Origin of the sequence: Pantoea sp. DY-15, from assembly GCF_019795935.1 — a bacterium.
GTDB lineage: Bacteria > Pseudomonadota > Gammaproteobacteria > Enterobacterales > Enterobacteriaceae > Pantoea > Pantoea leporis.
This window is the reverse complement of record NZ_JAIMIF010000001.1, coordinates 1,295,460-1,317,918: the sequence shown is the minus strand read 5'-3', so window position 1 is coordinate 1,317,918 and position 22,459 is coordinate 1,295,460. Positions and strand designations below refer to the sequence as shown.

At 52.6% G+C, this 22,459-nt stretch carries 20 protein-coding genes; 14 read left to right on the top strand and 6 right to left on the bottom strand.

Annotated elements, in window-relative coordinates:
- Positions 1 to 109: 109 nt before the first annotated feature.
- On the top strand, positions 110 to 1,156 hold the full coding sequence (gene sohB / locus K5Y32_RS06260) for a protease SohB (RefSeq protein WP_222182250.1): 1,047 nt from the start codon (positions 110 to 112) through the stop codon (positions 1,154 to 1,156).
- A 26-nt stretch (positions 1,157 to 1,182) separates the two neighbouring features.
- Here sohB and K5Y32_RS06255 read toward each other — a convergent pair whose 3' ends face one another.
- Positions 1,183 to 1,431 (bottom strand): DUF2498 family protein, encoded by a 249-nt coding sequence (locus K5Y32_RS06255; RefSeq protein ID WP_176969985.1) that lies wholly within the window; start codon positions 1,429 to 1,431, stop codon positions 1,183 to 1,185.
- Between the two features lie 370 nt (positions 1,432 to 1,801).
- Here K5Y32_RS06255 and topA point away from each other — a divergent pair, with 370 nt between their 5' ends.
- The 5 genes from topA to acnA all read left to right on the top strand — a co-directional run bounded on the left by topA (position 1,802) and on the right by acnA (position 9,529).
- Complete coding sequence (gene topA / locus K5Y32_RS06250) at positions 1,802 to 4,399, top strand: type I DNA topoisomerase (RefSeq protein WP_222182248.1); 2,598 nt, start codon at positions 1,802 to 1,804, stop codon at positions 4,397 to 4,399.
- A gap of 193 nt (positions 4,400 to 4,592) precedes the next feature.
- On the top strand, positions 4,593 to 5,567 hold the full coding sequence (gene cysB / locus K5Y32_RS06245; RefSeq protein ID WP_222182246.1) for an HTH-type transcriptional regulator CysB: 975 nt from the start codon (positions 4,593 to 4,595) through the stop codon (positions 5,565 to 5,567).
- 493 nt (positions 5,568 to 6,060) lie between these two features.
- On the top strand, positions 6,061 to 6,219 hold the full coding sequence (locus K5Y32_RS06240) for a YmiA family putative membrane protein (protein ID WP_071531660.1): 159 nt from the start codon (positions 6,061 to 6,063) through the stop codon (positions 6,217 to 6,219).
- A gap of 3 nt (positions 6,220 to 6,222) precedes the next feature.
- Positions 6,223 to 6,402 (top strand): hypothetical protein, encoded by a 180-nt coding sequence (locus tag K5Y32_RS06235; protein WP_064738813.1) that lies wholly within the window; start codon positions 6,223 to 6,225, stop codon positions 6,400 to 6,402.
- Positions 6,403 to 6,847: 445 nt separating this feature from the next.
- Positions 6,848 to 9,529, top strand: coding sequence for an aconitate hydratase AcnA (acnA, locus tag K5Y32_RS06230; RefSeq protein ID WP_222182245.1), 2,682 nt, complete (start codon positions 6,848 to 6,850; stop codon positions 9,527 to 9,529).
- Between the two features lie 49 nt (positions 9,530 to 9,578).
- On the opposite strand, the gene ribA is transcribed toward acnA, so the two are convergent.
- Entirely contained in the window at positions 9,579 to 10,172 is a 594-nt protein-coding gene (gene ribA / locus K5Y32_RS06225) for a GTP cyclohydrolase II (RefSeq protein WP_097097212.1), read from the bottom strand.
- 228 nt (positions 10,173 to 10,400) lie between these two features.
- On the opposite strand from ribA, the gene pgpB reads away from it, so the two are divergent.
- From pgpB to yciH, 5 genes are all read left to right on the top strand, one after another.
- The gene (gene pgpB, locus K5Y32_RS06220) at positions 10,401 to 11,165 is read left to right on the top strand and encodes a phosphatidylglycerophosphatase B (RefSeq protein ID WP_222182243.1); all 765 of its coding nucleotides are present in this window, start codon (positions 10,401 to 10,403) and stop codon (positions 11,163 to 11,165) included.
- Positions 11,166 to 11,293: 128 nt separating this feature from the next.
- Positions 11,294 to 11,599 (top strand): LapA family protein, encoded by a 306-nt coding sequence (locus tag K5Y32_RS06215; RefSeq protein ID WP_222182241.1) that lies wholly within the window; start codon positions 11,294 to 11,296, stop codon positions 11,597 to 11,599.
- Positions 11,600 to 11,605: 6 nt separating this feature from the next.
- Positions 11,606 to 12,775 (top strand): lipopolysaccharide assembly protein LapB, encoded by a 1,170-nt coding sequence (gene lapB / locus K5Y32_RS06210; RefSeq protein WP_110866246.1) that lies wholly within the window; start codon positions 11,606 to 11,608, stop codon positions 12,773 to 12,775.
- 202 nt (positions 12,776 to 12,977) lie between these two features.
- A complete protein-coding gene (gene pyrF / locus K5Y32_RS06205; protein ID WP_222182239.1) occupies positions 12,978 to 13,685 on the top strand; it encodes an orotidine-5'-phosphate decarboxylase in 708 nt (235 codons plus the stop codon).
- Positions 13,685 to 14,008 (top strand): stress response translation initiation inhibitor YciH, encoded by a 324-nt coding sequence (gene yciH / locus K5Y32_RS06200; protein WP_110866244.1) that lies wholly within the window; start codon positions 13,685 to 13,687, stop codon positions 14,006 to 14,008. Before pyrF ends, yciH begins: the two co-directional genes overlap by 1 nt.
- 68 nt (positions 14,009 to 14,076) lie before the next feature.
- Here yciH and osmB read toward each other — a convergent pair whose 3' ends face one another.
- Positions 14,077 to 14,295 (bottom strand): osmotically-inducible lipoprotein OsmB, encoded by a 219-nt coding sequence (gene osmB, locus K5Y32_RS06195; protein ID WP_008106509.1) that lies wholly within the window; start codon positions 14,293 to 14,295, stop codon positions 14,077 to 14,079.
- A gap of 246 nt (positions 14,296 to 14,541) precedes the next feature.
- Here osmB and araD point away from each other — a divergent pair, with 246 nt between their 5' ends.
- The 3 genes from araD to K5Y32_RS06180 all read left to right on the top strand — a co-directional run bounded on the left by araD (position 14,542) and on the right by K5Y32_RS06180 (position 17,789).
- Positions 14,542 to 15,240 (top strand): L-ribulose-5-phosphate 4-epimerase, encoded by a 699-nt coding sequence (gene araD, locus K5Y32_RS06190; protein WP_222182237.1) that lies wholly within the window; start codon positions 14,542 to 14,544, stop codon positions 15,238 to 15,240.
- Between the two features lie 553 nt (positions 15,241 to 15,793).
- Positions 15,794 to 16,777, top strand: coding sequence for a 2-keto-3-deoxygluconate transporter (kdgT, locus tag K5Y32_RS06185; protein WP_007892437.1), 984 nt, complete (start codon positions 15,794 to 15,796; stop codon positions 16,775 to 16,777).
- 145 nt (positions 16,778 to 16,922) lie between these two features.
- Entirely contained in the window at positions 16,923 to 17,789 is an 867-nt protein-coding gene (locus K5Y32_RS06180) for a crotonase/enoyl-CoA hydratase family protein (RefSeq protein WP_007892438.1), read from the top strand.
- Between the two features lie 15 nt (positions 17,790 to 17,804).
- Here the strand turns inward: K5Y32_RS06180 and pdeR are convergent, their stop codons facing one another.
- The 3 genes from pdeR to K5Y32_RS06165 form a co-directional block, all read right to left on the bottom strand.
- Positions 17,805 to 19,790 (bottom strand): cyclic di-GMP phosphodiesterase, encoded by a 1,986-nt coding sequence (gene pdeR, locus K5Y32_RS06175; protein WP_222182236.1) that lies wholly within the window; start codon positions 19,788 to 19,790, stop codon positions 17,805 to 17,807.
- 156 nt (positions 19,791 to 19,946) lie between these two features.
- Complete coding sequence (locus K5Y32_RS06170; RefSeq protein ID WP_222182234.1) at positions 19,947 to 20,243, bottom strand: YbdD/YjiX family protein; 297 nt, start codon at positions 20,241 to 20,243, stop codon at positions 19,947 to 19,949.
- Positions 20,236 to 22,302: a carbon starvation CstA family protein gene (locus tag K5Y32_RS06165; RefSeq protein WP_110866240.1), complete on the bottom strand. Its 2,067-nt coding sequence runs from the start codon at positions 22,300 to 22,302 to the stop codon at positions 20,236 to 20,238. The genes K5Y32_RS06170 and K5Y32_RS06165 overlap by 8 nt, the downstream gene beginning before the upstream one ends.
- Positions 22,303 to 22,459: the final 157 nt, after the last annotated feature.

The following is a 22,459-nucleotide window of genomic DNA, read 5'->3' as shown; positions in this document are numbered from 1 at the left end:
ACGCTTGAGCCTCGCATTCTGTGCCGCCTGCGGGCATTTCAGGCGACGACAGCGCGTAAAGCGGGTAAACTTATAGCTGTTGTAATTTACTGTTTAATAAGGCGGCAGAATGGATTTTTTCTCCAGTTATGGATTATTTCTGGCTAAGGCCGTTACCGTGGTGGTGGCGATCGCAGCTATTGTTCTGATTGTGCTAAATGCCGCGCTGCGTAAACGTCACAGCAGCGGTCAGCTGCGTTTGACGCATCTTGATGATGATTATCGTGAGATGAAGGAAGATCTGCAGCTCGCCAAAATGAAGCCACAGGCGCAAAAAGTGTGGCTCAAGCAGCATAAGAAAGAAGAGAAGCAAAAGGCGAAAGCCGATAAACGCAATGCTAAAGCGGGCGTGAGCGAGACGCTGAAGCCCACGCTGTATGTGCTGGAGTTCAAAGGCAGCATGGACGCGAGTGAGGTCACCTCATTGCGTGAAGAGATCTCCGCGGTGCTGGCAGTTGCGGTGCCGGGCGATGAAGTGCTACTTCGCCTGGAAAGCCCCGGCGGCGTAGTACACGGCTACGGTTTGGCGGCTTCGCAGCTGCAACGCCTGCGCGATGCCGGTCTGCAATTGACGGCGGTGGTGGATAAAGTCGCTGCCAGCGGCGGTTACATGATGGCTTGCGTGGCGGATCGTATTGTGGCCGCACCGTTTTCTATTATTGGTTCAATTGGCGTGGTCGCGCAGATTCCCAACTTTAACCGCCTGTTAAAGCGTAACGATATTGACGTTGAGCTGCATACCGCCGGTCAGTACAAACGGACTTTGACGCTGTTTGGTGAAAACACCGAAGAAGGGCGCGAGAAATTCCAGGAAGATCTCAACGAAACGCATCAGCTGTTTAAAGATTTTGTACAGCAGATGCGTCCGTCGCTTGATCTAAACAAAGTGGCGACCGGCGAGCATTGGTATGGCCGTCAGGCGCTGGATTTGGGTTTGATTGATGAAATCGGCACCAGCGATGCGTTGATTATCAAGTATATGGATCGCTTCACCGTGCTGGGCGTCCATTATGCACGTAAGCGTAAAATGATGGATCGCTTCACCAACAGCGCCAGTCTGGCGGCAGAACGGTTGATTCTGAAAATATGGCAGCGCGGCGAGAAGCCGCTGTTGTAACCGAGCCCGGCAACTGCCGGGCTTTTTTATGCCAGATGATATTGAGAGGAGAGCTCGACCGCGAGGTGCTTAAACACGTTAAATACCGTGGTGGTTTTGGCGGTGGGCAAGCCTTCATCATCGAGAAAGTAGGGACCGCGAAACACCAAAACATCACCTTGCTGAATCACATCATTGGCTTCTAATCCGACAAAATAATCGTCGTGCTGCGTGATTATCTGATTGGCTATTTCCAGTAACGCCTGGCGTGAAATAGATTCCGTTGGCACTGACATTTTTCACCTCTTTTTTGACAGCCATTTTTCCCCTTCTATATTACTTGCGAGCCATCGCGTTCAGCAAATCAGCATTGCGTCATAAAACTGGCGCAAAATTAGGCAGAATGCTAATTAAGTTGCGTAACGGATTTTATCAGGTAGAGTGTGGGCGATTCAGCTTTCAGGGAGATCACACCCGGATGTGTGGTTCTGTCAGATGGAAAACTCGCTCCTAATCATAAAGTTGCAGAAGTCGACGCAATCTGACCTGAGATTATCCCTGCTGCCTTGAAATGCGAAATCCTGGCAGCAATATTGAACCCATTGGGTTTTGGGACCTCCAATTCTCTCCCGTTTATCAGGACGTTTCATTTAGGTAAAGGTACATATGGGTAAATCACTCGTAATCGTTGAGTCCCCGGCAAAGGCCAAAACAATCAATAAATACCTCGGTAATGACTACGTGGTGAAATCCAGTGTCGGTCATATCCGTGATTTGCCGACCAGCGGTTCAACTGCCCGTAAAAGTGCCGACGGGGAAAAAACGAAACCTGGAAAAAAGGTTAAAAAGGATGAGAAAGCCGCACTCGTAAACCGCATGGGTGTGGATCCCTGGCATGGTTGGGAAGCGGATTATCAAATTCTGCCAGGCAAAGAAAAAGTTGTCGCTGAGCTGAAAAATCTGGCTGCCGATGCAGACCATATCTATCTTGCAACCGACCTTGACCGCGAAGGGGAAGCCATTGCCTGGCACCTGCGGGAAGTGATCGGTGGGGACGATAAGCGTTTTAGCCGCGTGGTGTTTAACGAAATCACCAAGAATGCGATTCGTCAGGCGTTTGACAAGCCGGGCGAGCTTAATATCGAACGTGTCAACGCACAGCAAGCGCGCCGCTTTATGGATCGCGTGGTGGGTTACATGGTATCGCCACTGCTGTGGAAGAAAATCGCTCGTGGCTTGTCAGCCGGTCGCGTTCAGTCGGTTGCGGTGCGCTTGGTGGTTGAGCGCGAGCACGAAATCAAAGCCTTTGTGCCAGAAGAGTATTGGGAAATCGATGCTGATTTCGCCACGCCGAAAGGCGCCGATCTGGCCATGCAGGTGACGCATCAGAATGACAAAGCGTTCCGTCCGGTTAATCGTGAGCAAACTCACGCGGCGGTGGCGATTTTGCAGAAAGCGCGTTACCAGGTGCTGGATCGCGAAGATAAACCGACCAGCAGCAAGCCTTCTGCACCCTTTATTACCTCAACGCTGCAACAGGCGGCGAGTACGCGTCTGGGCTTCGGCGTGAAGAAGACCATGATGATGGCGCAGCGCTTATATGAAGCGGGTCACATCACCTATATGCGTACCGACTCCACCAACCTGAGCCAGGATGCCGTTGCGATGGCGCGGGGTTATGTTGAGAGCAGCTTCGGTAAAAAGTATCTGCCAGAAGCGCCGAATACCTATGCCAGCAAAGAGAACTCACAGGAAGCGCACGAAGCGATTCGTCCTTCTGACGTGAATATCTTGGCTGAGCAGCTGAAAGATATGGAAGCTGATGCGCAGAAACTCTATCAGCTGATTTGGCGCCAGTTTGTTGCCTGCCAGATGGTTCCGGCTCAGTACGACTCCACCACGCTGACCGTGGGCGCGGCTGAATTCAAATTGAAAGCCAAAGGCCGCACGCTGCGTTTCGATGGCTGGACGCGCGTGATGCCTGCGCTGCGTAAAAATGATGAAGATCTGACGCTGCCGCCGGTAGACGTTGGCGACATGCTGGATCTTAAAGAGTTGATGCCAAGCCAGCACTTCACCAAACCGCCGGCGCGTTTCAGTGAAGCATCCCTGGTGCGTGAGCTGGAAAAACGTGGCATTGGTCGTCCATCAACGTACGCCTCGATTATCTCCACCATTCAGGATCGTGGTTACGTGCGTGTTGAGAACCGCCGTTTCTACGCTGAAAAAATGGGTGAAATTGTTACCGATCGTCTGGAGTCTAATTTCCGCGAGCTGATGAACTATGACTTCACCGCGCGCATGGAAAATAGCCTCGATCAGGTGGCGAATAATGAAGCCGAATGGAAAGCGGTACTCGACTCCTTCTTCAGTGATTTCAGTCAGCAGCTAGATGATGCTGAGAAAGATCCGGAAGAGGGCGGCATGCAGCCGAACCAGATGGTGTTGACGTCAATTGATTGTCCAACCTGTAGCCGCCCGATGGGGATTCGCACCGCCAGTACCGGCGTGTTCCTGGGTTGCTCGGGTTATGCTTTGCCGCCGAAAGAGCGCTGCAAGCAGACCATCAACTTGATCCCGGAAAATGAAGTGCTCAACGTGCTGGAAGGCGATGATGCTGAAACCAATGCGCTGCGCGCTCGTCGTCGTTGCCAGAAGTGTGGCACCGCGATGGACAGCTATCTGATCGATAACCAGCGCAAGTTACACGTCTGCGGTAATAACCCAGAGTGCGACGGCTACGAGATTGAGCAGGGCGAATTCCGCATCAAGGGCTACGACGGTCCGATTGTTGAGTGCGAGAAGTGTGGTTCTGAAATGCATCTGAAAATGGGTCGTTTCGGTAAGTACATGGCGTGTACCAACGACGAGTGCAAAAACACCCGTAAGATTCTGCGTAACGGTGATGTCGCGCCGCCAAAAGAAGATCCGGTGCCGCTGCCAGAATTGCAGTGTGAAAAGTCGGATGCTTACTTTGTGTTGCGTGATGGTGCAGCGGGCGTGTTCCTTGCTGCGAATACCTTCCCGAAATCACGTGAAACGCGCGCGCCGCTGGTGGAAGAGCTGCAACGCTTTGCCGACCGTCTGCCAGAAAAGCTGAAATATCTGTCAGAAGCGCCAGCCGCCGATCCGGAAGGGAATAAGACGATGGTACGTTTCAGTCGCAAGACCAAACAGCAATACGTCTCTTCCGAAAAGGATGGCAAAGCCACTGGCTGGTCAATGTTCTATATTGATGGCAAATGGCAGGAGGCGAAAAAGTAATTCCCCGCAAGGCCAGCATTCGCTGGCCTTTCTCTTATCCTTATAGCTAATCGTTCTACATTCTTCCTTTAACTGATATAGTAGTTATAGAACTCTTTTCGTTTCGCTGACTCGCTTTCCCTCCCTCACCGCAATTAAAGCGGAAACACGCCTGCCGGGAATGCACCTCTGTCGCTACCAGGAAGATATAACTATGAAATTGCAGCAGTTGCGTTACATCGTCGAAGTGGTTAATCACAATCTTAATGTCTCATCGACCGCCGAAGGCTTATATACCTCGCAGCCAGGCATCAGTAAGCAAGTCCGTATGTTAGAAGATGAGCTGGGCGTGCAGATATTTGCACGCAGTGGTAAGCATCTGACGCAAGTAACGCCTGCAGGTGAAGAGATTATTCGGATTGCGCGCGAAGTGCTGTCCAAAGTTGATGCGATTAAATCTGTTGCTGGTGAACACACCTGGCCAGATAAAGGCTCGCTGTATGTAGCAACTACCCATACGCAGGCACGTTATGCGCTGCCAGGCGTGATAAAAGGCTTTATTGAGCGCTATCCTCGCGTCTCTTTGCATATGCATCAGGGGTCGCCGACGCAAATAGCTGAGGCGGTTTCAAAGGGCAATGCCGACTTTGCCATTGCCACAGAAGCGCTGCATCTGTATGACGATTTGATTATGCTGCCGTGCTATCACTGGAACCGCGCCATTGTGGTAACGCCAGATCATCCGCTGGCGGGAAAATCGAATGTGACGATTGAAGAGCTGGCGGATTTCCCGTTAGTGACTTACACCTTCGGCTTTACCGGTCGTTCAGAGCTGGATACCGCATTTAATCGTGCAGGATTAGCGCCACGCATCGTCTTTACTGCGACGGATGCTGACGTAATCAAGACTTACGTGCGTTTAGGGCTGGGCGTGGGCGTGATTGCCAGCATGGCGGTGGATCCGGTCGCAGACCCCGATTTGGTGCGTATAGAAGCTTCAGAAATCTTTACGAATAGTACGACCAAAATTGGCTTTAGACGTAGCACCTTCCTCCGCAGCTATATGTATGATTTCATTCAACGTTTCGCACCACACCTGACGCGTGATGTGGTGGATGCGGCGGTCGCATTGCGCTCCAATGAAGACATCGAAGCTATGTTCCGCGACATCAAGTTACCCTTCAAGTAAATTCCTAACTCATTCTTTTGCCAAGGTGTCCAGTGGGCACCTTCGGAATCCCTTAGCGCTTAGCGCCACGAGTACTTCAAAAAAAATCATTATTTTTTTGTAAATGAAACATGGGTCACATGTTTTTTCATTGTTATCTATTAAATGCGAATCAGTACACAATTTTTACGATGCTGCTTTGCAGCTCGCCAGGAATATTCCCATACTCTAGTTAAGAGTTGATGAAGAAGGGCTTTTTAATTGGCTTGGTAAATTAAACTCAAATTTAGATTGGATCTAATTTGCTGTTAACCCAAATTTACAATGTAACGATTTAATTAATAGTTGTGTTGGTAATTAAATTTATCTCATCAATTTTTGGCGTTTTGATAAATAGCGTTAATCGTTGTGCTCAATAAAAATAACTGGATTTTCGGTCTTAACAAGTTTAGGATTCGTCCTAAATCTTAATCGTTGTCATCAATCGTTTTATTGAGAGTGATTATCAAAAACTATGAACACGAGAATAACTGTACAGCCGGGCTTCCGGACTAAAAGCACCAAAGTTGAGCGTACTGGTAATACCCGTCGCAAAGCTTGGATGACTGTCTTCGCTGCTTCAGCACTGTTCTGGGTAGTGGTGGCGTTAATGATTTGGCGTATGTGGGGTTAAGCCATGTGGGCAAATACACTCAGTCGTAAGCATCCGGTTTCTGCACGTCAGCCGCAAACGCCTGCGTGCAAAGTTAAAGACGTTGTATCCACTGAACCTCAGGTCACCATTCCGACTTCGTGGGAACTCAGCGAGAATCAGCGCAACTTTATTGAATCCTTCATGGATATGAAGTCGAAATAACGCAGCATGCGTTCCGTACTATATTTAGTCGTTTAGTCCCTCTTTTTGCCGGATTATCCGGTGGGCAAGTTAAAAGCCCGTCCTTTAACACTCAGCATTAAAAAAACGGTGTCATCAGTACAACGCTGAAGACGGTGGACTTTTTTTGCCCGGAATCCGGGAGGGAGTGAATCATGAACATCAATACAACAACATTATCCTGGGTGAGCGTATATACCTTTTCCCTGGCTTTTTGGGCCGCCGCCTTCTGGGCGATGATTTAAGCCCTAACTCAAATTACACTGAATTTTATAAATGCCCTGACAAACGTCGGGGCATTTTTCATTGTGTTTTAATGTGTCTATTCGTGTTGTTATCAAAACGTTAACGGCAATGTAGTCTATCTTTAAGTTAAACCTTGCAGTCACTGAGGTTTAAAAAAAAGATTCACTTACATGGAGGCGCTATGTCGTTAACGTTACGCGAGCAGAGTCAGGACACGCTGGATGTTCGGGCAAAAAAATATCATTACTACAGCTTGCCCAAAGCAGCTCAGCAACTGGGCAATATCGATCGCTTGCCCAAGTCGATGAAAGTCCTGCTGGAAAACCTTTTACGCTGGCAGGATGGTGATTCTGTCACGCTTGAAGATATTGAAGCGCTGGTCGCCTGGCAAAAAGATGCTCACGCCGATCGTGAGATTGCCTATCGTCCCGCGCGTGTATTAATGCAAGATTTTACCGGCGTACCGGCGGTGGTAGATTTGGCTGCCATGCGCGAAGCGGTGAAACGCCTTGGCGGCGACGTCGCCAAAGTCAATCCCTTATCCCCGGTAGATCTGGTCATTGACCACTCTGTGACGGTGGATCATTTCGGTGATGACAAAGCCTTTGGTGAAAATGTGCACCTGGAAATGGAGCGCAACCATGAGCGCTACGTCTTCCTGCGCTGGGGGCAAAAAGCCTTCAATCGATTCCGCGTAGTGCCGCCGGGCACCGGGATTTGTCATCAGGTCAATCTGGAATACCTCGGTAAATCTGTCTGGCATGAGACGCTGAATGGGCAAGAGGTTGCCTATCCCGACACATTGGTCGGCACCGATTCGCACACCACTATGATCAATGCGCTCGGCGTACTAGGTTGGGGCGTTGGAGGGATTGAGGCTGAAGCGGCGATGCTTGGTCAGCCGGTCTCGATGCTGATTCCTGACGTAGTCGGTTTCAAACTCACCGGTAAATTGCGTCCGGGCATTACCGCAACGGATTTGGTGTTAACTGTCACGCAAATGCTGCGCAAACATGGTGTTGTGGGTAAATTTGTAGAATTTTACGGTGACGGCTTAGCCGACCTGCCGCTTGCCGACCGCGCCACCATCGCCAACATGGCGCCTGAGTATGGTGCGACCTGCGGCTTTTTCCCTGTCGATGATGTCACCCTGAGTTATATGACGCTCACCGGCCGCGATGCGGAGCAGGTTGAACTGGTTGAGGCTTATGCTAAGCAACAAGGTATGTGGCGTAACGCGGGTGATGAGCCGGTGTTCACCAGCTCTTTAGCGCTGGATATGGGCGACGTTGAGTCCAGCCTGGCCGGACCAAAACGTCCGCAGGATCGTGTATCACTGGGTGATGTTCCCACCGCCTTTGATGCCAGCAATGAGCTGGAAGTCAATCAGGCGCAAAAACCGCACAAAACCGTCAGCTATCGCGATAGCGAAACCGGAGAAAGCTATCAGCTGAATGACGGTGCGGTCGTGATCTCGGCGATTACCTCCTGCACCAACACCTCGAATCCAAGCGTGCTGATGGCTGCCGGTTTACTGGCGAAGAAAGCCGTTGAACGCGGTCTGATGCGCAAGCCGTGGGTTAAAGCCTCGCTGGCACCCGGTTCCAAAGTGGTTTCTGACTACCTTGCTGTAGCCCAGCTCACGCCTTATCTGGACGAGTTAGGATTCAATCTGGTCGGTTACGGTTGTACTACTTGTATCGGTAACTCCGGTCCATTACCGGATGCGATCGAAAGCGCGATAAAAGAGGGCGATCTCACGGTTGCCGCTGTGCTTTCGGGTAACCGTAACTTCGAAGGCCGTATTCATCCGTTGATTAAAACCAACTGGCTGGCATCGCCGCCGCTAGTGGTTGCTTATGCCTTAGCGGGCAATATGAAGCTCAATCTGCAGTCCGATCCGCTCGGCCAGGATCGACAGGGCAACGATGTTTTCCTCAAGGATATCTGGCCTTCGCCGGAAGAGATTGCGGAAGCGGTGCAGAAAGTGACCAGCGATATGTTCCACAAAGAGTATGCCGAGGTGTTTGACGGCACGCCGGAGTGGCAGCAAATCAAAGTGAGCGAAGCGGCTACCTACGATTGGGATGGCGATTCGACCTACATTCGTCTGTCGCCATTCTTTGACGACATGGATAAAACGCCGAAGCCGGTGCAGGATATCAAAGGTGCGCGCATTCTGGCGATACTGGGTGATTCGGTAACCACCGACCACATTTCTCCAGCGGGGAGCATCAAAGCAGAAAGTCCAGCCGGACGCTATTTGCTGTCGCATGGCGTTGAGCGCACCGATTTCAACTCTTACGGTTCGCGTCGTGGTAACCACGAAGTAATGATGCGCGGCACCTTCGCTAACATCCGTATTCGTAACGAAATGGTGCCGGGTGTGGAGGGCGGTTATACCAAACACTTCCCAACCAACGAGCAACTGGCGATTTACGACGCGGCGATGAAGTATCAGCAGGAAGGCGTGCCGTTAGCGGTGATTGCCGGTAAAGAGTACGGTTCCGGCTCAAGTCGTGACTGGGCAGCAAAAGGGCCGCGCTTACAAGGCGTGCGCGTGGTAATCTCCGAATCCTTCGAGCGTATTCACCGCTCTAACCTGATTGGTATGGGGATTCTGCCGCTCGAGTTTCCGGCTGGCGTGACGCGTAAAACGCTGCAGCTTACGGGTGAAGAGTTTATAGATGTGGCGAACCTGTCGCAGCTTAAGCCGGGTGGCACGGTAACCGTAACTCTGACGCGCGCGGATGGCAGCCAGGAGACGCTGGAAACGCGCTGCCGTATCGATACGGGTAACGAGCTAACCTATTACCAGAACGACGGCATTTTGCATTATGTGATACGCAATATGCTGAACTAAAAGAAAAAGCCGGGATTTCCCGGCTTTTTTTATCTGCTATAAACACAGCTTACGACTTCGGCAACAGATGACCCATTTTCTCGGCTTTCGTATCGAGATAGTGCGCGTTTTTCGGGTTACGCCCGACAACCAACGGCACGCGTTCGACGATATTGATACCGGCTTCACTCAGGATTTCAACCTTGCGCGGATTGTTTGTCAGCAAGCGCACTTCATTGACGCCCAACAGTTTGAACATATCTGCACATAGCGTGAAGTCACGCTCATCAGCGGCGAAACCGAGCTGATGGTTGGCTTCGACCGTGTCGTAGCCTTTATCCTGCAATGCATAAGCACGAATTTTATTCAGCAAACCGATGTTACGACCTTCCTGACGGTGATACATGAGAATGCCACGACCTTCTTCCGCAATCGCCGTTAACGCCGCTTCCAACTGGAAACCGCAGTCACAGCGTAAGCTGAACAGGGCATCGCCGGTAAGACATTCGGAATGGACGCGCGCCAGCACCGGATTGTGATCGCTAATATCACCATAAACCAGCGCGACATGGTCGTGGCCGGTTGCCAGTTCTTCAAAACCAACCATCAGGAAATCTCCCCATGGCGTGGGCAGTTTGGCTTCTGCTACCCGTTTAAGCTGCATGTGACTCTCCAGAACCTTCAGAGGATGCGCTATCATCATGATAACGCACGGGCCATGTGGCCCGATGAAACTTACGCTATTGTGCCACAACCCGAACGGCTGCCGTTAATCGGTCAGAGTGATTGTAGTGATAAAGCACAATTATCCAAGCCGCAATAGGTATGTTATTCTTTTTTCAGCTAAAGTTATGCTTAACGCACCTGTTAATGCGGATCTAAAAGGAAGCGAATGTTAAAAATCATTCAGCGCACCACCTTAGGGGCGTTTTTATTGTTGTTGATGCCGTTGGGCGTGTGGATATCTAACTGGCAATGGCAACCCGGGGAAAGCGGCACTCTACTTCGCGTGCTGTTTTGGATGACGGAAACCGTTACCAGTCCGTGGGGTATCCTCACCAGTATCATCCTTAGCGCCTGGGTGTTGTGGTGTTTACGCTTTCGACTTAAACCCGCGATTCTGCTCCTTCTCATTATGAACGGCGCAATTCTTGCCGGTCAGTACACCAAATCCTCAATCAAAGAGCATGTGCAGGAACCGCGCCCGTATGTCATCTGGCTGGAAAAAAGTCATGGCATTAACGGTGATGAGTTTTATCAGCTTCATCGCCAGCAGCGCGGCGAAATGGTCTCAACTTTGCTGGCCAACGACACCCAACTGCCGCAATGGCTGAAGAATCATTGGGCGTTTGAAACCGGCTATGCATTTCCTTCCGGACACACTATGTTTGCCGCCAGCTGGGCGCTTTTAGCCATCGGCTTATTGTGGCCGCGCCGCCATTTTGCCACGGTTGCCGTATTATTCGTTTGGGCAACCGCGGTGATGGGCAGCCGCCTGGTATTAGGAATGCACTGGCCGCGTGATTTAGTGATGGCAACGCTAATATCCTGGTTATTGGTGACCGTTGCTACGCTGCTGGCTCAGCGTTTCTGCGGCCCGCTCACCATCCCGCCAGAAGAACATCGTGAGATCGCGCAACGTGATGATGGATTGTAATTAGGCTATTCATCCCCATATGATTGATTGTGCTTGCAGAAAAAAGCGCTAACTGATGTGGGGATAAGCAGCATCGACGGCGGTTTTTTGGCATACTTCTATTGGATAACCTCTCGACAGGACGCATTGTGAAATATTTGCTTATTTTTCTCGTGGTATTGGTCATTTTCATCATCTCCGTCACGCTCGGAGCGCATAACGACCAAATCATCACCTTTAACTTTCTGCTTGCGCAGGGCGAATTCCGCATTTCAACACTGCTCGCCAGTTTGTTTGGCGCTGGATTCCTGCTGGGATGGGCGATTTGTGGTCTGTTCTGGTTACGCTTACGTGTTTCTCTGGCAAATGCACAGCGTAAGCTTAAACGTATGCAGGCACAGAATGAACAATCTACTGCAGTGACCCCATCACCAACTGCCAGTCGTCGGGATTAATTTTCGATGCTTGAATTGCTGTTTCTGCTTCTTCCTGTTGCTGCGGCGTATGGCTGGTATATGGGCCGCCGCAGTGCACATCAGGATAAGCAACAGGAAGCGAACCGCCTGTCGCGCGATTATGTGACCGGCGTAAACTTCCTGCTCTCCAATCAACAGGACAAAGCGGTTGATCTCTTTCTCGACATGTTGAAAGAGGACAGCGGCACGGTTGAGGCGCATCTGACGCTTGGCAATCTGTTCCGTTCGCGTGGTGAAGTTGATCGCGCCATTCGCATTCACCAATCCCTAATGGAAAGTGCGTCGCTCAGCTACGAGCAGCGCTTGCTGGCGATCCAGCAACTCGGCCGCGATTACATGGCAGCCGGATTGTACGATCGTGCCGAAGATATGTTTGGGCAACTGGTGGAAGAGACCGATTTCCGTATTGGCGCGTTGCAGCAATTGTTGTTGATTCATCAGGCAACCAGCGACTGGCAAAAAGCCATCGACGTGGCGGAAAAGCTGGTTAAGCTCGGCAAAGACAAGCAGAAAGGGGAAATTGCCCATTTCTACTGTGAGCTGGCGTTGCAGGCTTTAAGCAGTGACGACCTTGATCGGGCGATGAGCTTGCTGAAGAAGGGCGAGTCAGCCGATCATCAAAGTGCGCGCGTCTCAATCATGATGGGCCGCATTTTGATGGAGCAGGGCGAGTACGCTAAAGCCGCCAGCCGACTGCAGCGCGTGCTGGAGCAGGACAAAGAGCTGGTGAGTGAAACGTTACCCATGCTGGAAACCTGCTACCAGCGCCTGAACCAACCCGAAAACTGGGCGCAATTTTTACAGCGTTGTGTCGACGAGAATACCGGCGCCGCAGCAGAGCTTTATCTCTCTGATATTCTTGAGCAACAGCAGGGACCGGAAGCGGCACAGCTGTATATCAATCGTCAGCTTCAGCGTCATCCGACGATGCGTGTGTTTCATCGTTTGATGGATTTCCACTTACACGAAGCGGAAGACGGACGTGCGAAAGAGAGCTTGATGGTGCTGCGCGATATGGTCGGCGAGCAGATCCGCACTAAGCCGCGATATCGCTGCCAGAAATGTGGCTTCACTGCCCATGCTTTGTACTGGCATTGCCCATCTTGTCGCGCATGGTCTTCAGTTAAACCCATCCGTGGACTCGACGGCCAATAAATGGCCGCATCACGCGTCTGGGTACACCTATTTAGTTACAACATACTACTAAGTTTGATTAAGAAACTGCCCTGGCATCGTGCAGCCAGCAGTCAAACAGGCAAGTTCTGGCGGTAGCGTGATTGTCGGCACCGGCCTGCGCAGGTAGAATGCTTGCCGTTTGTCCATCGCGCCTGCGGGTGCCAGTTACTGAGGAAACGTTATGCCTGTAACCACTTCACCTATTCTGGTGGCACTCGACTATCATGATCTCAACAGCGCGCTGCAGTTTGTAGACCGCATCGATCCAGGCCAGTGTCGCCTGAAAGTGGGCAAAGAGATGTTCACGCTGTTTGGTCCATCGCTGGTGAAAACGCTGCAGGGACGTGGTTTTGAAGTGTTCCTCGATCTCAAGTTTCATGACATCCCGAACACCACCGCACATGCAGTCGCTGCAGCAGCCGATCTCGGCGTGTGGATGGTGAACGTGCACGCCAGCGGTGGCGCTCGCATGATGAACGCGGCACGTGAAGCGCTGGTGCCATTCGGCAACGATGCGCCGCTGCTGATTGCTGTCACCGTATTGACCAGCATGGATGAAGACGACCTCAAAGGTTTAGGCATTACCTTATCTCCAGCCGCGCAGGCTGAGCGGCTGGCACGTTTGACCCGCGATTGCGGCCTGCACGGCGTGGTTTGTTCGGCGCAGGAAGCCGCGCATTTTAAGCAGGTGATAGGTCAGGATTTCGCGCTGGTTACGCCAGGCATTCGTCCGGCCGGCAGCGATGCGGGCGATCAGCGCCGTATCATGACGCCGCAGCAGGCAAAACACGCCGGCGTGGATTATATGGTCATCGGGCGTCCGATCACCCAATCCACCGATCCGGCCGCCACGCTGCAGCAAATCCTGCAGAGTTTACAGGAGGCTTAATGGCTCAGGACAATCGATTGGTGTATTCGACCGATAGCGGTCGTATCACCCATGAAGAAGAGAAAGCGCCACGACCTAAAGGCGATGGCATCGTGCGTATTCAGCGTCAAACCAGTGGACGAAAAGGTAAGGGCGTGTGTCTGATTACCGGTGTCGATCTGGATGATAGTGCTCTCGAAAAACTGGCTGCTGAACTGAAGAAAAAGTGTGGTTGCGGTGGAGCAGTGAAAGAGGGCGTAATTGAGATTCAGGGCGATAAACGCGATTTGATAAAAACGCTGCTGGAAGCCAAAGGCATGAAAGTCAAGCTGGCGGGTGGTTAAGCAGTTCGGGCCACTTTTTAGGTGGCCCGTTGTTAAGTAGATGCGCTGCGTAGCCTGATAATTATAATTTATTTGCTGATCTGGTGGCCGATGATGCCGCCGACAGCTGCGCCACCAACGGTACCAAGTCCGCTACCGTTGGTCAGCACTGAACCACCAATGGCACCCGCACCCGCACCGATTGCGGTATTACGGTCGCGTTTAGACCAGTTAGAGCAGCCGCTCAGCGCGACAACTAGTGTTGTTGCCAATACGGCAGCAGTAAGACGTTTCATTGTTGTAGTCATTAACTTCTCCTTGATTGTTAACACCGTGGTAACCATATAAGTATAGATGTTACACCGCACTCGGCAGGGTAAAACGGTCCTAAAATGCGAGTTTGCAAGCCACTTCTTGTTTAATCATCAAAACCAACCCGCGCCACACATTTAACGCCTTAGCCACTTTCCGCAGCTTTTACAGCCGTTCCATCCATAACGCTTTTTCTCCCTGCTCCGCACAATTCAGCTATCACAGTTCGCAGGAGAAAAAAGATGCTGGAAGCGTTAAAGCAGCAGGTGCTGGAAGCCAATCTCGATTTACCCCGTTACAACCTGGTCACCTTTACCTGGGGCAACGTCAGTGCGGTGGACCGCGATCGGGGTTTACTGGTGATCAAGCCGTCGGGTGTGAAGTACGAGCAGATGCAGCGCGACGATATGGTGGTCGTCGATCTCGCCAGCGGCGAGGTGATAGAAGGGAAAATGCGCCCATCTTCGGATACCGCCACCCACCGCGCGCTCTATCTCGCCTGGCCAGAGATCGGCGGCATCGTGCATACGCACTCGCGCCATGCCACCATTTGGGCTCAGGCTGGACGTGAAATCATCGCGTTAGGCACCACGCACGCCGATGATTTTTACGGCACCATTCCCTGCACGCGGCAGATGAACCGCGAAGAGATTGAGCAGGGATACGAGTGGAATACCGGCCAAGTGATCATTGAAACTTTTGCGCAGCGCGGAATTGAACCAACGGCAATCCCCGCCGTGCTGGTGAACTCCCACGGCCCGTTTGCCTGGGGTAAAGACGCGCATGCTGCAGTACACAGCGCGGTGGTATTAGAAGAGGTGGCCTATATGGCATTGCATACCGAGCAGCTGCGCACTGAGTTACCGCCGATTTCGCAAACTTTGCTTGATCTGCACTACCTGCGTAAGCACGGTAAAAATGCCTGGTATGGGCAGAATTAAAGTCAATTCTGAAACATATACGCCTGCTGACGTAATGCCAGTTAATTAAGCTAATGGTGAGCGCGCAGGCCGGGGGCACTTTTGGTCCGGTGGTCCTCGCGCCGCTTACGCGGTACCTTCACTTCGTTCGTCTGCCTGACGGACCGGCGGAGACGGGACGTCCTTGTCCCGGCTCCGCCTTTCGCCCGCGTCCTGCGGGCTCTCCTGGCCTCCTCGCTTCGTTCAGCGCTGCGGATTGCCGGCACAAAAGCGCCCCCGGCCTGCTCATAAGCTTCAGTGCGAGTTGTTGAAAAGGGCAGATGTGTCAGCGCCCGCAAAGATAATCCATCCTTTGAGCAAAAACGCCTCCCGGCTCCTCTCTTTTAACTTCCAATCATCTGGTATGGCGATTCACGTCATAAATACAAAATGATCAATCAATAAAAATAAAACAGCGTTTCATAAATGCATTTGCGATCACTTTTTTCCTTTCTGCCAATCGTTATCTTGCTCGCCATGCCATCTGGCAATTCATAAAAACACCTCCCTCTGGCTCAGTTAAGGTGACACCTTTATGCATATCAAACGTGCAATCGATAAAATTCCTGGCGGCATGATGCTGATTCCGCTGTTTTTGGGCGCGCTGTGCCATACGTTCTCTCCGGGCGCAGGTAAATACTTTGGTTCGTTCACCAATGGGTTGATGACCGGCACCGTCCCGATTCTTGCGGTGTGGTTCTTCTGCATGGGCGCATCTATCAAACTCAGCGCCACCGGCACAGTACTGCGTAAATCGGGCACGCTCGTGCTCACCAAGATTGCGGTGGCGTGGGTGGTCGCGGCGATTGCTTCACGTGTGATGCCGGAAAATGGCGTGGAAGTGGGCATGTTTGCCGGTCTCTCGACGCTGGCTTTAGTAGCGGCGATGGATATGACCAATGGCGGTTTATACGCATCCATCATGCAGCAATACGGTTCGAAAGAAGAGGCCGGTGCGTTTGTCTTGATGTCGCTGGAGTCCGGGCCGCTGATGACGATGGTGATTCTCGGCACCGCAGGCATTGCGTCGTTTGAGCCACATGTCTTCGTTGGCGCGGTACTGCCGTTTATCGTCGGGTTCGCGTTGGGTAATCTCGATCCCGAACTGCGCGAGTTCTTTGGCAAAGCGGTTCACACGCTGATTCCGTTCTTTGCTTTCGCGTTGGGTAATACCATTGATTTGACCGTCATCGCGCAAACTGGCCTGCTGGGCATTATGCTGGGTGTCGCAGTGATCATTGTCACCGGCATTCCGCTGATTATTGCCGATCGACTGATTGGCGGTGGCGATGGTACAGCGGGGATCGCGGCATCCAGCACTGCAGGCGCAGCCGTAGCCACGCCAGTGTTGATCGCCGAGATGCTGCCACAGTTTAAACCGGTAGCACCCGCCGCAACGGCGTTAGTCGCCACTTCGGTCATTGTCACCTCCGTCATTGTCCCCATCATCACCGCGGTTTATTCACGACGCGTTAAGCGTTCTCATGTTGCTGTGGGGCAACGCGCTGCCATCAAGTAAGCCCGCTAATGCTTCCCCGGCCGCTGGTCGGGGATATCTCTGGATTTTGCTTTATAAATCAATCTCTCATTTGGTCTGGCCTCACTCTGGATTACGCTGATGTGGCGTTTAACGCACTACATAAACATAAACAGAGGATGAGACAATGACAGTAATTAACCAACCAACATGCAGACTGTTCACCGAAGTTGGACAAACCACACAGCTCGCGGCCTACTATGAAGAGGGCCGCCGCACCATGTGGATGATGCTGCGTGCGCAACCCCGTCCGAGTTTTAACCACGAATTAATCGAGGAGATCATGAACCTGAGCTATTCCGCTCAGCGTTCCGGTCTGCCGATTGATTTTTGGGTGACGGGTTCGTTAGTGCCACAGATGTTTAACGCCGGAGGCGATTTGCGTTTCTTCGTGGAATGCATTCGCAATAACCGTCGTGAAGCACTGCGCGCTTATGCGCGTGCCTGTGTCGACTGCATCCACTCCGCAGCGCGAGGTTTCGATACCGGTGCGGTTACGCTGGCAATGATTGAGGGCAGTGCGCTCGGCGGCGGCTTTGAAGCGGCGCTGGCACATCACTTCATTCTGGCGCAGAACAGCGCGCGCATGGGTTTCCCGGAGATCGCATTCAACCTGTTCCCGGGTATGGGCGGCTACTCGTTAGTGGCGCGTCGGTCTGGCATGAAGCTGGCCGAAGAGCTGATTATGGAAGGTGAGTCACATAGCGCGGAATGGTATGAAACGCGTGGATTGGTCGACAAGGTGTTCCAGCCGGGCGATGGTTATCGCACCACACGCACCTTCATCGATACGTTACGTCCAAAACTGAACGGCGTGCGGGCAATGCTGAAAGCGCGTCAACGCGTATTGCAGTTATCACGCGCTGAGCTAATGGATATCACGGAGGACTGGGTCGATTATGCCTTCACACTGGAACCTAAAGACATTGCTTACATGGAACGACTGGTACAACTGCAGAACCGTCATAGCGCATCCTTGCGCAAAGCCGGCTAATCTCGCAGACCAGCGTTAAACGCGGGCAGGATGCTTAGCCAGCCAATGCCCGAGCTGTTCTGCGGGCATTGGTTTTGCATAATAATAACCTTGACGCCCATCAACACCGTTGGCCATAACAAACTTCTCTTCGGCTTTGGTTTCAATGCCCTCGGCAATCACCTGCAGCTTCAGGGCTTTGGCCACCGCGACAATCGCACGCACCAGCGACTGCGCCACGGGTTGTTTGTTGATATTACGTACAAAGCTCTGATCCAGCTTAATGGCATCAATCGGGACGCGCGCCAGTTGAGAAAGTGAGGAGTAACCGGTACCAAAGTCATCGAGATGCACTTGCGCACCCAGCTCCTGGAACTGTTTCATCAGCATCAGCGCACCGGCTTCATTCTCAATCAGACAGCTTTCCGTCAGTTCGATATCAATCGGACAATCGGTCAAACCGGCTTCATTCAATGCCTGTTTCAGATCGGTGTAAATGCTCTGGTCGATCAGCTGCTTAGCCGAGACGTTAACCGCGACGCGCAGAAAGATGCCTTCGCTGCGCCACTTAATGATCTGCTGCAGCACGTTGAGCATCACCCAGCGGCCCAAGGGCACAATCAAACCGGACTCTTCGGCGTAGGAGATAAAGTCGCCCGGCGGCACCAGACCGCGCTCCGGCGAGTTCCAGCGCACCAGCGCCTCGGCGCTCAGAACCTCGCCCTCGGCATTGAGCTTTGGTTGATAATGCACCACCAGATGATCCAGCTCGAGCGCTTTACGCAGGTTGGTATCGAGCCACAGATACTCAAACACGCGCTGATTCATCTCGTTAGCGAACACGCAGAACTTGCCGCGCCCATTCTCTTTGGCGTGATACATCGCGGTATCGGCGTTACGAATCAGGCTTTCGCGATCTTCGCCATGCAGCGGGGCGAGGGCGATACCAATCGAGCAGCCGCTGTAAACCTCAATCAGGCCAATGCGGAACGGCTGACGCAGCCGCTCAAGAATGCGCGACGCCATCGCTTCCAGCGCTGCCTGGCTGGTGTGTTCCGCCAGCACAACAAACTCATCGCCGCCAAGGCGCGCCAGCGTCTGGTCTTTGCCAAGGCAGCTGAGGATGGCTAACGACACCGCTTGCAGCAGCTGATCGCCAAACATATGGCCGTAAGCGTCGTTCACCTTCTTAAAATTGTCTAAATCGAGGTACACCACGCCAGTTTGACTGCCATTCGCCAGCTCCAGTGCCAGACTAATCTGCTGATGGATCGCGTTGCGATTGGGTAAGCCGGTGACGGTATCGGTATTGGCCAGCACGCGCAGACGTTCCTGAGCGCGGCGTTCTTCGGTTATGTCGGTTCCGGAACAGATGAGGAAAATTTCATTTTTTCCGCTACCGCTGTGAACGAACTTATTACGAAACAGAAACAGTCGCTGGCCTTTACGGGTTTTTATCCAGCGTTCAACTTCGTAAGAACTGCCTTCACGGAAGAAACCGGCGATATTACGGCGTGATGCCTGCGCTTCCTGCTTGGTCATAAACAGCTGGAAGACGTTGCGGCCAATCACTTCCTGCTCTTTCAGCCCGGTGTACTCTTCACTCAAACGGTTGAAACGCTGGATATTGCCGCGTTGATCGAGGATCACGATGACGGAATTCGCCTCAGAAACCACTTGCTCGGCGAAGGATAAACCCAGCGTCAAATCGCGCGCGACAGACGACGTATCGCCCCAGGCTGAAGAGGTGCCAGCCCAGGTAGATTGATTGACTTTACGGCCGACAAAATGCATCGGAACGGGTTCGCCATGCAGCGACAGCGTGAGGTTAATACTTGAGGTAATGACCGTCATCGCACGTAATAAACTGGCCTGTGCGGGAGTCAGCGGAACCGCCATATTGGTGTTCGCGTTCTCATCTTCGGCAAAATGCAGAGCATCACTATCTGAAGTTAAACGCCAATGAGGGCTGGTGGTGCCAAACAAGGTATATAGCAATGTTTGCCCTTGTTCATCGGTCATGGAAACTTCCTCCGGGGGAATGCTCAGCGGGCGGTATCTCATTATTTTAGCAACAGTATTCAACCTCCTGCGTCAGCACAAGATGCAATCCAAATATATTTTTGTTTTTATTAAAGAATGGCACGAAAAAGCCCCGACAAGCGGGGCTGATCTCTGTTAGCAAGGGCACTTACCCAGTTTTCCGGCCTGGCTGGGAAAGCGGGCATCGAGGCAGTGACGGTGAAAAGCACGCTCATCCATGGGGGCGATGGTTGGATGATGTTCGCGCATATGCTTCAGATAAGTTTGATAGTCATGAACGCCGACCATTAAACGAAAACTTTGCTGCAATCCCTGCCAGATGCGCTGCCAGCGCGTAAGATTTTGCCCAGCCGTGGCGGGTGCGATTGGTAAGCACTGCTGAATGTGCCACGCCCCGGTGGGTTTTCTCCAGTGATAAATGAACTCAGACATTTCGCACCTCTTTGCGCAGTGAGATCTCAGATTCATGGGTGGTTGGCACCGTGCTGTTGAGCGCCCGACGAATCACGAAGAAGGCCGCCACCAGCATGGTCACCGCCACCAGCATGAAGAAGGCGCACAGGGCCGCGTTAATTTGATTGCTGAAGACGATGGTTTGCATGTCAGCGACACTCTTCGCCGGGGCGATGACGATGCCGTCATCAATGCCTTTGCGGAACTTGTTGGCCTGCGCCAGGAAACCAATCGAAGGTTTTTCGTGGAAAATCTTCTGCCAGCCCGCGGTCATCGAGGTAATAAACAGCCAGGCGGTTGGAACAATTGTCACCCACGCATAACGCTGCTTCTTCATTTTGAACAACACCACGGTGCCGAGAATCAGCGCCATTGACGCCAGCATCTGGTTGCCGATACCAAACAGCGGCCACAGCGTATTGATGCCGCCGAGCGGATCGACCACGCCCTGATACACAAAGAAGCCCCAGCCCGCCACCGCGACGGTGGTTCCCGCCATGTTGCCCAACCATGAACGGTTATTCGCCATCGACGGTACCACGGTGCCCACCAGATCCTGCACCATAAAGCGACAGGCGCGGGTGCCGGCATCCACAGCGGTCAGGATAAACAGCGCTTCAAACAAGATGGCGAAGTGATACCAGAACGCCATCATGGCGCGGCTGTTAAACACTTCGGTAATGATATGCGCCATGCCGACCGCAAAGGTTGGTGCACCACCAGCACGCGAAAGAATGGTGCTTTCGCCGACGTCGCGCGCAATGCCGCTCAGCATCTCGGGCGTCACCACGAACCCCCAGCCATTAATCACCTGCGACGCATTTTCCACCGTGGTGCCAATCAGCGCGGCAGGGGAGTTCATGGCGAAGTAGACGCCCGGATCGAGCACCGAGGCACAGATCAGCGCCATGATTGCCACAAAGGATTCCATCAGCATCGCGCCGTAGCCGATAAAGCGGATATGACTTTCGCGCTCCACCAGTTTCGGCGTGGTACCGCTGGAAACCAGCGCATGGAAACCTGAAATGGCGCCACAGGCGATGGTGATAAACAGGAACGGGAACAGCGCACCGGAGAAGACCGGCCCGGTGCCATCAATAAATTTGGTCACTGCGGGCATCTTCATCTCGGGCATGGCAAACACGATGCCGATGGCCAGACCGATGATCACGCCAATTTTCAGGAAGGTGGAGAGATAATCACGCGGCGCCAGCAGCAGCCACACCGGCAGCGAAGAGGCGACAAACCCGTAGATCACCAGCACCCACGTCAGCTCGGTGCCTTTCAGCGTGAACAGCGGGCCCCAATAGGGATCAGCCGCTACATTGCCGCCGTAAATAATCGCCGCCATCATCAGCACGAAGCCAATGATCGACACTTCCGCGATTTTTCCCGGACGCAGGAAGCGCATATACACGCCCATAAACAAGGCAATCGGAATGGTTGCGGCAATGGTGAACAAGCCCCACGGACTGTTGGCCAGCGCCTTCACCACCACCAGAGCCAGCGCGGAGAGGATGATGATCATCACGCCCAGTGCGCCGAGCATGGTGACCACGCCAGCGAACGAGCCTAGCTCCTGACGCGCCATCTCACCCAGCGAGCGGCCATCACGACGCGTTGAGATAAACAGGATCAGGAAATCCTGCACCGCACCAGCAAACATCACGCCAACCAAAATCCAGATGGTGCCAGGCAGGAAGCCCATTTGCGCCGCAAGGATCGGACCGACCAGCGGGCCCGCACCGGCAATCGCCGCAAAATGGTGGCCGAACAGCACCCATTTATTGGTAGGCACATAATCGAGGCCGTCACTTAAGCGCTCCGCCGGCGTGCGACGACGATCGTCCAGTTCGAAAATACGCTTGGCGATAAACAGGCTGTAAAAGCGATAGGCAATGCTGTAGCAGGCGACGGAGGCAATCACCAGCCACACCGCGTTGACGTGTTCGCCACGGCTGAGGGCCAGCATGGCAAATGCGCCCGCGCCAATTAACGCCACCGCTAACCAGATGAGACTGGTTTTGACGTTGTTCATGAGTTAACTCCTTGTAGGGACCGGGAAAAGAGGCGATCGAATACAACAAGTTAAAAGTAATGTAATGAATTGTTAACGACAGACAAAGGCATTAGAAATGTGAAGCGGAAAGCAAATTTAACATTTGCTAAAGCGGGCGGAGAGAAATGCGGGATAA

Excerpts from the sequence above, each read along its gene's own strand:
- pgpB (WP_222182243.1), top strand. The coding sequence starts at position 10,401 with ATGTTAAAAATCATTCAGCGCACCACCTTAGGGGCGTTTTTATTGTTG.
- kdgT (WP_007892437.1), top strand. The coding sequence starts at position 15,794 with ATGCATATCAAACGTGCAATCGATAAAATTCCTGGCGGCATGATGCTG.
- araD (WP_222182237.1), top strand. The coding sequence starts at position 14,542 with ATGCTGGAAGCGTTAAAGCAGCAGGTGCTGGAAGCCAATCTCGATTTA.
- ribA (WP_097097212.1), bottom strand. The coding sequence starts at position 10,172 with ATGCAGCTTAAACGGGTAGCAGAAGCCAAACTGCCCACGCCATGGGGA.
- K5Y32_RS06255 (WP_176969985.1), bottom strand. The coding sequence starts at position 1,431 with ATGTCAGTGCCAACGGAATCTATTTCACGCCAGGCGTTACTGGAAATA.
- cysB (WP_222182246.1), top strand. The coding sequence starts at position 4,593 with ATGAAATTGCAGCAGTTGCGTTACATCGTCGAAGTGGTTAATCACAAT.
- acnA (WP_222182245.1), top strand. The coding sequence starts at position 6,848 with ATGTCGTTAACGTTACGCGAGCAGAGTCAGGACACGCTGGATGTTCGG.
- yciH (WP_110866244.1), top strand. The coding sequence starts at position 13,685 with ATGGCTCAGGACAATCGATTGGTGTATTCGACCGATAGCGGTCGTATC.
- osmB (WP_008106509.1), bottom strand. The coding sequence starts at position 14,295 with ATGACTACAACAATGAAACGTCTTACTGCTGCCGTATTGGCAACAACA.
- K5Y32_RS06180 (WP_007892438.1), top strand. The coding sequence starts at position 16,923 with ATGACAGTAATTAACCAACCAACATGCAGACTGTTCACCGAAGTTGGA.
- lapB (WP_110866246.1), top strand. The coding sequence starts at position 11,606 with ATGCTTGAATTGCTGTTTCTGCTTCTTCCTGTTGCTGCGGCGTATGGC.
- pyrF (WP_222182239.1), top strand. The coding sequence starts at position 12,978 with ATGCCTGTAACCACTTCACCTATTCTGGTGGCACTCGACTATCATGAT.
- sohB (WP_222182250.1), top strand. The coding sequence starts at position 110 with ATGGATTTTTTCTCCAGTTATGGATTATTTCTGGCTAAGGCCGTTACC.
- pdeR (WP_222182236.1), bottom strand. The coding sequence starts at position 19,790 with ATGACCGATGAACAAGGGCAAACATTGCTATATACCTTGTTTGGCACC.
- topA (WP_222182248.1), top strand. The coding sequence starts at position 1,802 with ATGGGTAAATCACTCGTAATCGTTGAGTCCCCGGCAAAGGCCAAAACA.
- K5Y32_RS06170 (WP_222182234.1), bottom strand. The coding sequence starts at position 20,243 with ATGTCTGAGTTCATTTATCACTGGAGAAAACCCACCGGGGCGTGGCAC.
- K5Y32_RS06235 (WP_064738813.1), top strand. The coding sequence starts at position 6,223 with ATGTGGGCAAATACACTCAGTCGTAAGCATCCGGTTTCTGCACGTCAG.
- K5Y32_RS06240 (WP_071531660.1), top strand. The coding sequence starts at position 6,061 with ATGAACACGAGAATAACTGTACAGCCGGGCTTCCGGACTAAAAGCACC.
- K5Y32_RS06165 (WP_110866240.1), bottom strand. The coding sequence starts at position 22,302 with ATGAACAACGTCAAAACCAGTCTCATCTGGTTAGCGGTGGCGTTAATT.